Source organism: Alicyclobacillus kakegawensis NBRC 103104 (assembly GCF_001552655.1).
GTDB classification, from domain to species: domain Bacteria; phylum Bacillota; class Bacilli; order Alicyclobacillales; family Alicyclobacillaceae; genus Alicyclobacillus_G; species Alicyclobacillus_G kakegawensis.
This window is the reverse complement of sequence record NZ_BCRP01000006.1, coordinates 190,856-201,948: the sequence shown is the minus strand read 5'-3', so window position 1 is coordinate 201,948 and position 11,093 is coordinate 190,856. Positions and strand designations below refer to the sequence as shown.

The 11,093-nt window shown below is 53.8% G+C and carries 9 protein-coding genes; 8 read left to right on the top strand and 1 reads right to left on the bottom strand.

From position 1 onward, the window contains the following. The 4 genes from AK2_RS16415 to AK2_RS07090 form a co-directional block, all read left to right on the top strand. Nucleotides 1-206: FCD domain-containing protein (locus AK2_RS16415; protein ID WP_157076255.1), on the top strand; the 206-nt coding region annotated here is incomplete at its 5' end. A 596-nt stretch (nucleotides 207-802) separates the two neighbouring features. Next, nucleotides 803-2,131, top strand: a complete 1,329-nt coding sequence (locus AK2_RS07100) for a Rieske 2Fe-2S domain-containing protein (RefSeq protein WP_067932792.1) — start codon at nucleotides 803-805, stop codon at nucleotides 2,129-2,131. Between the two features lie 350 nt (nucleotides 2,132-2,481). After that, entirely contained in the window at nucleotides 2,482-3,861 is a 1,380-nt protein-coding gene (locus tag AK2_RS07095; RefSeq protein WP_067932791.1) for an MFS transporter, read from the top strand. A gap of 602 nt (nucleotides 3,862-4,463) precedes the next feature. Then, nucleotides 4,464-6,014, top strand: a complete 1,551-nt coding sequence (locus tag AK2_RS07090) for a DHA2 family efflux MFS transporter permease subunit (protein WP_067932789.1) — start codon at nucleotides 4,464-4,466, stop codon at nucleotides 6,012-6,014. A gap of 122 nt (nucleotides 6,015-6,136) precedes the next feature. Here AK2_RS07090 and AK2_RS07085 read toward each other — a convergent pair whose 3' ends face one another. Beyond that, the gene (locus AK2_RS07085; RefSeq protein WP_067932787.1) at nucleotides 6,137-7,840 is read right to left on the bottom strand and encodes a purine-cytosine permease family protein; all 1,704 of its coding nucleotides are present in this window, start codon (nucleotides 7,838-7,840) and stop codon (nucleotides 6,137-6,139) included. A gap of 308 nt (nucleotides 7,841-8,148) precedes the next feature. On the opposite strand from AK2_RS07085, the gene fmdA reads away from it, so the two are divergent. Genes fmdA through AK2_RS07065 form a run of 4 tightly spaced genes read left to right on the top strand, consistent with a single transcriptional unit; the run spans nucleotide 8,149 to nucleotide 11,035 of the window. Beyond that, nucleotides 8,149-9,330 (top strand): formamidase, encoded by a 1,182-nt coding sequence (gene fmdA, locus AK2_RS07080; RefSeq protein ID WP_067932785.1) that lies wholly within the window; start codon nucleotides 8,149-8,151, stop codon nucleotides 9,328-9,330. A gap of 23 nt (nucleotides 9,331-9,353) precedes the next feature. Then, complete coding sequence (locus tag AK2_RS07075; RefSeq protein ID WP_067932783.1) at nucleotides 9,354-9,635, top strand: FmdB family zinc ribbon protein; 282 nt, start codon at nucleotides 9,354-9,356, stop codon at nucleotides 9,633-9,635. Between the two features lie 40 nt (nucleotides 9,636-9,675). Next, nucleotides 9,676-10,731 (top strand): aliphatic amidase, encoded by a 1,056-nt coding sequence (locus AK2_RS07070; protein WP_067932781.1) that lies wholly within the window; start codon nucleotides 9,676-9,678, stop codon nucleotides 10,729-10,731. Nucleotide 10,732: 1 nt separating this feature from the next. Further along, nucleotides 10,733-11,035, top strand: coding sequence for an urease subunit gamma (locus AK2_RS07065; protein WP_067927489.1), 303 nt, complete (start codon nucleotides 10,733-10,735; stop codon nucleotides 11,033-11,035). Nucleotides 11,036-11,093 lie beyond the last annotated feature (58 nt).

Here is an 11,093-nt window from a genome sequence, read left to right as displayed (position 1 = left end):
TGGTAAGAACCATCAAGACGCAACTTAACCGGTATCATTTTCGAACCATCTTAGTTCCCGGACGTGCTGAGGAATCGGTGGCTGAGCACTACAGTATCTTTCATTCATTGGCAATGAGAGATCCGGAATTGGCTGAACAACAAGTAAAACGTCACATTCTCCATGTCAGACAGACGATTGAGCGGAACTATGAGATATTGGTATAAATATTGTGAATATAAGTTATTTTGTGGATCAGGGGGTGTAAAAGGACATTCCTGATGCGGCGAACCGGGTCGCGTGTTTTCTATCTCTCTGTCCCCCGAGTGCGTTCTGCCTGAATTTTGTCCTGTCCTCCATGAGTATTGCCTGGTGACTCGCGCTTAATCATTTATTTAATCAAACTACATAAAAAGTTCAATTAGGTTTGACATTGAATATAATAATCGTGTATACTTCTTGTTGAGAACATTATTGATGAACAATAATGATGTCAATGATGTTCTGGATTAATCCGTCTGATGTGGGTTCCATCGTTATTCGGGGGTGAAGGACTGGCAAGTGGATTTCGCGTCGGAAGAAGCAAGACTTACGCGCTTAACGCCCCTTTCTTGAAGCACGAGGTTCATGAGGTCGTGGAAGAATCGATTGTCCAAATGATTGTTTGCATGTTATCGCCAAATAGGTTGAATGCGTGACCTCGGATGCCCAGCAACTCTTGTCTCATGGAGCACCCCAAGTCGACTGCTGCACACTTCATGTCATCTGCCCAACATCCAAAAGTAAACTTACTGTCAATCATCCGTGGTAGGGAGTGACATTGATGCTGAGTCCTGAAGAGAATGAGATGCTTTGTCGTGTGGGACCGGGCACTGCGATGGGGAACTTGATGAGACAATATTGGATACCGGCGTTGCTTTCGTCGGAACTCCCCAAGCCTGACTGTGATCCGATTCGCGTCATGTTGCTCGGAGAAAAGTTGATAGCCTTTCGCGATAGTTTAGGGAGGGTGGGATTGATACAAAATCACTGTCCTCATCGTGGAGCGAGTTTGTTCTTCGGTCGTAACAGTGATTGTGGAATTCGTTGTGTCTACCATGGGTGGCAATTTGATGTTCACGGAAATTGTATAGACATGCCGAATGAACCTAAAGAAAGCGATTTCAAACACAAAGTAAAAGCAGTAGCCTATCCGTGCGTGGAGCGCGGAGGACTTGTGTGGGCATACATGGGCCCACGCAAAACACCTCCGCCGCTGCCTGATATTGAAGTCAATCAGCTGCCAGAAGGGGAATATGCCATCATTCCCACGATGTTGGAGTGTAATTGGCTTCAGACAGTAGAAGGAGAGATTGATACAAGTCATGCTGGTTTTTTGCACTTTGGCTCCATACAGCCGGAGGACACACAGGAAGGCACCTTTTTGCACTATACGGTAAAGGATAGGGCGCCTCGCTATGCTGTCGTAGACACCGAGTATGGATGTATGTACGGGGCGTACAGGCCTGCTAAACCAGGATATATGTACTGGAGAATTGCCAATTTCTTATTTCCGTTCTTCACGCAATCGCCTGAGGGAATACTCGGACATCATGTGATAACCAACGCTTGGGTTCCGATGGATGATCATCACACGATGTCGTTCATCATGATTCGTAAGTCTCCGGATCAAGACAATTGGCCCAAACGGCATCCATTGTTGGGGGATTCTGATAAATATCCGACGGTGCAAACGCCCATGTTGCCCAACACCAGCGACTGGTTCGGGAGATTCAGAAGCGCGCTCAACTCAAGCAATGATTATGGCTTGGATAGGGAGCGTCAACGCGAGGGACTCGATTATTCCGGCATTAAGTATTTGCCTGTTCAGGATCGAGCGGTACAGGAAAGTATGGGACCTATTTATGATCGGACACAAGAACATCTCGCGGTGTCTGACGCCATGGTCATCCGTGTGAGACGTCGCTTACTGTCAGCAATCCGTGCACTGGCGGACAAGAACATCACGCCTCCTGGCGTTGCCCAACCCGAAGTATATAGGACTCGTTCGGGTAGCGTGATACTTCCGGAAGGTGTGGACTGGGTAGAAGCCACCCGTGAGCTTCGGCAAGCTTTTGTAGAACACCCGGAGGTTCTGGCTCAGCGTCCATGAATGACCGCGGTCTTGGGAAAGGGGAGCCCATCATGACGATAGATGATTATTTAGCTATCCCATACATTCTTGAAGTATGGTCGCTACAAAGGCCAGATGGACAGTGGGTGCGACATGCCGAATATCCAGAATTACCTGGGTGCTCTGCGGAAGCCTTTACAGCAATTGAAGCGATGGAACTGGCTGATGCTGCGCGCGTTCAGTACATTCTTGCCAGGTGGGAGAACGGGGAGTCAATACCTGTGCCTCGGCCCCCATTGCGTGCTTAACGGGTGAGACGAGAGGGTAAGGGTGCGAAACACCGGTCGCTTGATTCTTCTGTTATGACTTTATGATGAGGGGGCAACGTCGTGAGCGTAAACGAAGCCGCAGTGTCACGTCCTTTTACCCCGGACAGGAAGCGGGCCATTCTAGGGGGCTGGCTTGCCGGGATGCTCAACACATATGATTTGTTTCTTCCCACTCTCGTGTTGCCGGCGGCCATTGGGTATTTCGAGCCCCCTTCCTTGCCCACTGTGGTTCAGGTCACGCTGGTTAACGTGGCCTTTGCTATTTCCATGCTGGCCCAGCCAGTCGGTGGACTTGTTCTGGGGCCCATTGGTGACCGTATCGGGCGTAAGCGGCTGGTCATTGTCACTTCCATCGGATTTACGATAGGCACTTTTTTACTAGCGGTTATACCTGGGTATGCTCAGTGGGGCTACGCTGCTATCGGGTTATTTTTGTTCCTGCGGTTTGTCAATGGTGCGTTTTCCGCCGCCGGCCTAGGCGGATCTGTGCCATTGGCCTTGGAACGCAGCCCCAAACGATGGAGGGGATTGATCGGCGGCCTGCTCGGCGTAGCTCCAACAACCGGTGTCATCTTGCTCAGCGCCGTGCAATTGGTCATGAATAGTATGCTTTCCGAGACAGAGTTCACACAATGGGGATGGCGTATTCCGTTCTTTGTGGGAGTCGTACTTGGGGTAATACTCATCTTCTTCATAAGCCGAGTGGGAGACTTAGAATTGTTTCACGAAGAAGGGAATGCAAGCAAAAGACCGGTCCGAGAAATTTTTTCCTTATCAAACATCAAAACATTCGGTCAAATATTCCTTCTATACAATGGGTATATTTTCGCTATACAGGCTGCTGTGTCTTTCGTGCCTTCCTTATTGATTAATGTCCTGCACCAACCTCCCAGGGAGGTTGACATCCTGGTGCTTTGTGGGAATGTCGGGATTGTGCTTGGAGGGATATTGCTAGGAGCGTGGAGCCAGACGATAGGACGCAGGCGAGCCTTGATGTTGGGCGGCGCTTGGATTTTCATCCTGTCTACTCTTTTATATTATCTGGTTATACGCCTAGCGAATAATGGGGCTTCTTTTACTTGGATTGGCGTCATTGGCTTCTTTGTTATCGTGCTTACGGTCGCGCCGTTTTCTGGAATGGTGCTGACGTATACGGCTGAGCGTTACCCGTTTCACACACGTTCCACGGGTTTCAGCGCGGTATCGACTTTGGCCAATGTGATTCCGGGATTTTATAGCTTTTACCTGCTAGGATTGTCGAAATTGATGCCTTATGAATACACCATTCTCGTGATCACAGCTGTAGCCGGATTCCTCACGTGGATGGGAGCACAAGCAGGACCTGAGACTGTGGACGTAGACATGGTTCCGCCTCATTACGAGGACGTGAATGTCGTCGAGATAAGCCGCAGTGTTGAATCCCATTTCAACACAGAGTAAGGATGAATAAGGGTGACAAGGCCCCCTCATTTCGAGAGCTGAAACCGTCTTGGTGCTATGTGGACTAGGCAGCGGATTGCGAGCGGAAACCAAATCTCGAGTTCATGGGTACAAATATACAGTGCATAGAGACTGTGTAACAATTTTTTCACATTTTACCCTCTTGCATATACATGATGACATGATAAACTACACATGGAATTGCATGAAGGACGCAACGGTCCCCAGGGTGCACAGCATCCGTCGGTGGGCTGTTTTGTTCTTTACTGCGGGTCCAGAGTCAAATACAGTTCAGAAATGATCTCGCCAACATCCTGCCAAATTCCACTAATTGTTTCTCAATATCATACCCAGGAATGAGCTATAAGATTGGCCTTGAAATGGGGGCCAGTCAGGTGGGGCCGTCTCCATCGTTAAAGGACGTATAGGGTATGATGCTTTTGAGACTCAGTCAGGCTTCTCAACAGCGACGTAATCGAGATCACCCTGCATGATTCTTGCGGACCGATCCATTGAGTGTCCCTGTGGCCGGTTGTCCGGAGACCGGAAATTCCGGTCGCTAAAAAAGCATAGAGAATTTGCTGGAGGGAGAGGAGATTATTATGAGCCAGCAACAGATGACGCCACGAAGTACGAACGAACAGAACGGCGGAGTTCGCGTGGCGCCCATCTTCGTGTTGATGATTGCGGGCGCTTTTGTGGCCTTTCTAAATCAGACCTTGATGAATGTGGCTCTGCCGCAGATTATGGATCGGCTGGAAATCAGTGCTACGACCGGGGATTGGTTGACCACCATCTACATGTTGGTGAACGGCATCGTCATTCCCGTCACCGCCTTTCTGTTGGAGCGGTTCACCACGCGACAGCTCTATCTGGCGTCCATGGCGTTGTTTGCCGCCGGGACCTTGGTCTGTGGTGCTGCGCCGGACTTTTTCACGCTCCTGGTCGGACGTGTCATACAGGCGGTAGGTGCAGGTGTGTTGATGCCGTTGGTGACCAACGTGATCTTTTCCTTGTTTCCCGTGGAGCGGCGCGGTTGGGCCATGGGGATATTCGGCATCGCATTGAACTTTGCACCGGCACTGGGACCGACTTTGTCAGGGTGGATTGTTGAAAACCATTCTTGGCGGATTCTGTTCTTTATTATCTTGCCGATTGCATTGGTGGACTTGGTTGTATCGGCATTGTTTCTGCGTAACGTGACAGAAACGAGGAATCCTAAGTTTGACGTGTGGGGCGTGGTTTTGTCCAGTCTCGGCTTCGGCGGCATTCTGTATGGGTTCAGCAATGCTGGCAGCGTTGGTTGGGGAGCGGTCGATGTGGTGATATCGTTTGCGGTCGGGGGTATCAGTCTGTTGTGCTTTGTCTGGCGGCAGATGAGCATCGACCAGCCTATCCTTGAATTCCGCATCTTCCGTTACCCGATGTTCACCCTGACCACCGCCATCCTGTTGATTGTGACGATGGCGATGTTCGCTGGGATGCTGTTGATGCCGATTTACATGCAAAATGTGCGTGGTTTCTCGCCTTTAATGTCGGGCCTGATGCTGCTTCCTGGCGGCGTGGTGATGGGCATCATGTCGCCCATCACAGGCCGGTTGTTCGACAAGATTGGTGCACGCTGGCTCGCGGTGGTCGGTTTGGGTGTCACCGCGGCGACCAATTACGCGTTGACGCGGCTTCAGCTGGATACCAGTTTTGCCTACGTGACTGCGGTCTACACGGCGCGCATGTTTGGTATTTCCATCCTCATGATGCCAATCATGACGGCGGGGCTGAATCAGTTGCCCAAGCGCTATTATCCTCATGGTACCGCGATGTCGAACACGTTGCGCATGGTTTCAGGCGCCGTCGGCATGGCGTTGTTGGTCAGCATCATGGCCAGCCGCACGGCCACACACTTGAAACAGCTGCTGGTCAGTCACCACGTATTGCCGACAGACAAGGTGCAGGTGGCTGATCTCAGCCGGCAGGCGATGGTCATGGGCATCAACGACGCGTTCATGATTGCCACGGGGCTGTTGGTTCTGGCTTTCATCCTGGCGTTCTTCTTGCAGAAGACCACGCCGATGCCCGATTTGATTTCTGTTACCCGGAGCCGCCGGCAAAGAACACGCACCCCGCGGCGCGTGGCGCTTGGGATGCGGGAGTAGCCCGATGCGGCCGCCCGCCTTCGGCTCCGGGCGGGTATCTCGGTACATGCACGGCGGCCCGTGTTGCGGGGCCGCTTTTCTTTGTCCAGGGGTGGCTGCGGAGTGTCTTCGATATTATGAGATTATGAGTGCAGTGCTGTCACCTCCGGGACTGTCCGCGGCGTTTTTTTGCATTGATCGTGGCACACCTGTTCGAGGCTGCAGCACAAGGAGCAAATCGGTGCGGCATGGAAAGGGCAATGCAGGATGTCCTCCGGTTCATACGAGTAACCACAGCACGAACAGGTGGCCTCAACCTGACCAGTCAGGTGCGGCGGTTCCGGGGATGGCGCAGTCTGCACGTCGAGGTCTCGACGGCTGTCTCGTGCAATATAGTATTTTCCTTTCGTCACCAGCGCGATGATGGGGGCCAGTACAAACGCCAGGACGAGGGACAAGAGAGCCGAAAACGCCTGCAGGGTGGATCCGAACGCGCCAAAGAATGCGGCGATGGAGACGGCTGAGGAGATGATCATGGACCCAAATCCAACCGGATTGAAGTTGTACAGATGTCCGCGCTTGAATTCGATGTGTTGTGGACTGATGCCCAGAATCTTTTTGTTGATAACGATGTCTGCCACCAGGGCGCCTATCCAGGCCACGGCGACATTGGAATAGAACCCGAGCACCTTGTTGAGAAAGCCGAAGATTCCCCATTCCATCAGAGCTAAAGCGATAGCTACGTTTAAGAACAGCCAAACCACTCGCCCAGGATGAAAGTGGAAAATGCGAGAAAAGAAGTTCGACCAGGACAGGGACCCCGAGTAGGCGTTCGTGACATTGATCTTGATCTGCGATAAGAGCACAAAGAAGGTGGCCACCGCCAGCGCGACGAACATGCTCGGGATGACGGCATGGAAGGCGTAGGTGTACATGCGAATCGGTTCATCCGCTTGTACCTTGCCGACCATCGGATCGATGTAAGAAGCCATGAATGAGCCGGCAATCTGTTTCAGGGCGCCGAGAATCACCCAGCCGGGGCCTGCAATGAGCACCGCACTCCACCACTTGGAGCGGTTGGTTGGGGTGAGGTCGGGCATAAAGCGCAGATAATCCACCTGCTCTCCAATTTGGGCGATGAGTGACAGAGTCACGCCGCAGGCCAGGCCGAATTCTAGCGGGCTGAAGGCCACACCTGATGCGGACGCACCGGCAAAGTGGCTCCAGGACGTGAACGCGCTCGGGTCTTTGATGGCGATGGCCGCCAGTGGACCGAGCATCATGATCAGCCAAACGGGCTGCGTAAGGACCTGCAGCTTGGACAGGGCGGTCATCCCGTACATCACAAGTGGGATGACAACCAACGAGCAGATGAGGTAGGCCACCGCAAGCGGGATATGAAAGAAGAGATTTAATGCCTGCGCCATGACGGAACCTTCGGTGGCGAAGTAAATGAACGTGAACGACGCATACACCAGGGAAGTCAAGGTGGATCCATAATACCCGAATCCAGCACCGCGGGTGAGCAGGTCCATATCGATGTTGTACCTGGCGGAATAGTAGGCAATCGGAATGCCGGTGGCGAAGATGATGGCTGAAACGACGAGGATGGCCCACAGTGAATTGGCGAATCCGTAACTCAACGCGATAGAACCGCCGATGGCAAAGTCGGCCATGTAGGCGATGCCGCCCAGCGCCGAGTTGGCCACCGTGAATTCGCTCCACCGGCGGAACGAACGCGGCGCGTAGCGCAGTGCGTAGTCTTCCATCACCGGGTTGTTGACCCACCGATTGAAGGCTCGCTTCTGTCTGATCTTCTGGCTTTGTTCCACATCCAGCACCGACATTTTCTCCACTCCTCTCTTCCACGCCAATCTTCAATAAATGGTAGAGTTTTGCGTTGATTTGGCGTGAGTACACTTTATCACGTGAAGCAGAACGCTTCAATTGCGATTGTAATTTAACATGACAAATTTGAACGTGATCGACTGTATTTGCTGAATAGGACAGCTTTGGATCCGGGTTTTATTGTTATAATATATGACAATAAGCGTTGTGTTTTGTGGTTGACGTGCTAAAGTGGTCTTGCAGACGTCATCCAGTTAACCTTTCATTCCATGCCCGTCTGCAATCCGCTGAGGGGAGGACACTGTTTATGCCTGAGGTTCTGTTCCATATCGATCTGTCGAAGCCAATGGAGGAGCAGGATGTACCCGGCCATAATCGTTGGCATCCCGACATTCCCGCTGCGGTATCGGTCAAGCCCGGATCGGAATTTCGCATTGAATGCAAAGACTGGACCGACGGGCAGATTCAGAATAATGACGACCCTGCCGATATTCGTGAGGTGGACCTCAACCGAGTGCATGTGCTCAGCGGCCCGGTCCACATTGAGGGCGCAGAACCGGGCGATCTGTTGGTGGTGGATATCCTCGACATAGGTGCCCTGCCAGGGGCCGAATGGGGATACAATGGTATCTTCGCGCGCGAGAACGGGGGCGGGTTTCTGGTTGACTACTTCCCCGAGGCGCGAAAGTCGATTTGGGATTTTCACGGAATTTACACCACGTCCCGTCACGTGCCTGGTGTCCGTTTTCCCGGCCTGATTCATCCGGGGTTGATAGGGGTAGCGCCTTCCCGCGAATTGTTGGCCGCGTGGAATGCGCGGGAGCGAGAATTGGTCAGATCCAATCCAGGCAGGGTTCCGCCTTTGGCCAACCTGCCTGAGCCGCGAAGCGCGGTCTTGGGTTCATTGCGCGGTGCGCAATTCGACAGGGTGGCCATAGAGGCTGCTCGCACCGTGCCACCGAGAGAAAATGGGGGCAATTGTGACATCAAAAACCTGTCGAAAGGCAGCCGTATCTACTTCCCCGTATTCGTGCCCGGGGCCAAGTTGTCCGTCGGCGACATTCATTTTTCGCAGGGAGACGGAGAGATCACGTTCTGCGGCGCCATCGAGATGAGCGGGTGGATAGACCTGCACGTCGACGTTATCAAAGGCGGAATGGCCAAATACGGTATTACGGACAATCCTGTATTTCGGCCGGGGCCCGTGGAGCCTCGCTTCAGCGAGTACCTGGTTTTTGAAGGGATTTCGGTGGAGGAGACAGCCGGCACCCAACACTACCTGGACGCCAATGTGGCCTACAGGCGAGCCTGTCTAAACGCGATCGCGTACCTGCAGGTATTGGGCTACACGGCGGAACAGGCTTACATGATCTTGGGGACGGCGCCTGTGGAGGGGCGCATCAGCGGCATTGTCGACGTGCCTAACGCTTGTTGCACTCTGGCCATCCCGACGGCCATCTTTGACCGGGACGTGCTGCCGCACGCGTGACATTTCCAGCGAGGAGGAGGCTTATGCCGGAGTATGGGTTTCGCTGTGGGCAATGTGGGGAGTTTCAACTCACACTGAGCATGCGGGAGGCCGTTTCGGTGGCGGTGTGTCCGCAGTGCGGCCGCAAGGCGGTGCGCGTATACAGGCCGTTTGGGGTGCTTCGGCAATCCGCCTTACTCAGGCAGCGGATGGAACGCGGTTCCGAGCCGAGGCGGGTGTCGGCCGCCGAGTGGCGCGCGCAGGCGCACCATCATCACCCGGCTGCGATGCAGCGTGCGCATCGTCCGTGGCAAATCGGGCACTGAGGAAACGGCGGATCAACCATCTGCGAGAGGAGCGAGTGCGATGCGCCATGGGGATATCTCCAGCAGCAAGGATACGGTGGGGGTTGCAGTCGTCAATTACAAAATGCCGAGATTGCACACCAAATTGGAGGTCATTGAGAACGCGCGTCGGATTGCCAACATGATTGTGGGCATGAAGCAGGGGCTGCCGGGCATGGACCTGGTGGTATTCCCCGAGTACAGCACGCATGGAATCATGTATGACGTGGACGAAATGATGGCGACGGCAACTACGATTCCAGGCAAGGAGACGGAGATCTTTGCGCAAGCCTGCCGCGCTGCCAACACATGGGGGGTTTTCTCCATTACGGGCGAGCGCCATGAAGATCACCCCCTCAAGCGTCCGTACAATACGCTCGTGCTCATGGACAACGAAGGGAACATCGTGCAGAAGTACCGCAAAATCATGCCCTGGACGCCGATTGAGGGGTGGTATCCCGGGAACCAGACATTTGTCACTCCGGGACCGAAAGGATTGATGGTCAGCCTGATCATCTGCGATGACGGCAACTATCCAGAGATCTGGCGGGATTGTGCGATGAAGGGGGCGGAGTTGATTGTACGTGCGCAGGGATACATGTATCCAGCGCAGGAACAGCAGGTGTTGATGGCCAAGGCGATGGCGTGGGCCAACAACTGCTATGTGGCGGTGGCCAATGCGAGTGGATTCGACGGGGTCTATTCCTATTTTGGGCACTCTGCCATCATCGGTTTTGATGGGCGAACACTCGGCGAGTGCGGGGCGGAGGAAAACAGCATCCAGTACGCGGAGTTGTCCGTGTCGCAAATTCGCAACTTTCGCCGCAGCGCCCAGTCGCAAAATCATCTGTTCAAGCTGCTGCACCGGGGTTACACCGGTATCTACCACTCCGGAGAAGGGGACAAAGGGGTGGCCGAGTGCCCATTCGACTTTTACAAAGAATGGGTGGCCCGTCCGGACGAAGCGGCGGCGCGGGTTGAACGGTTGACTCGGCCAACGATTGGATACGAAGAGTGTCCGGTGCCGGGCATTCCTCAGCCCGAGACGGTGTTCGACAAGGAACCGGTGGAGACCTGACGTGAGACTGACCGATAGGGAGACGGAAAAACTGTTGCTGGTCGTGGCGGGGGATCTGGCGCGACGGCGGAGAGAGCGTGGATTGAAGCTGAACCACCCTGAGGCTGTGGCGCTCATCACCTGCGAGATCTTGGAAGGCGCCCGAGACGGCAAGTCGGTGGAGGAACTGATGGTGTTGGGCCGACAGGTGCTCTCACGCGACGATGTCATGGAGGGGATTCCCGAGATGATCCCCGAAATTCAGGTGGAGGCGACGTTTCCGGACGGAACCAAATTGGTCACGGTGCACAACCCCATCTCCTAGCGGCGGAAGGGTTGCACCGGGACCGCTGGGCGAGACCCTGAATTTTTGACCAAAGGTG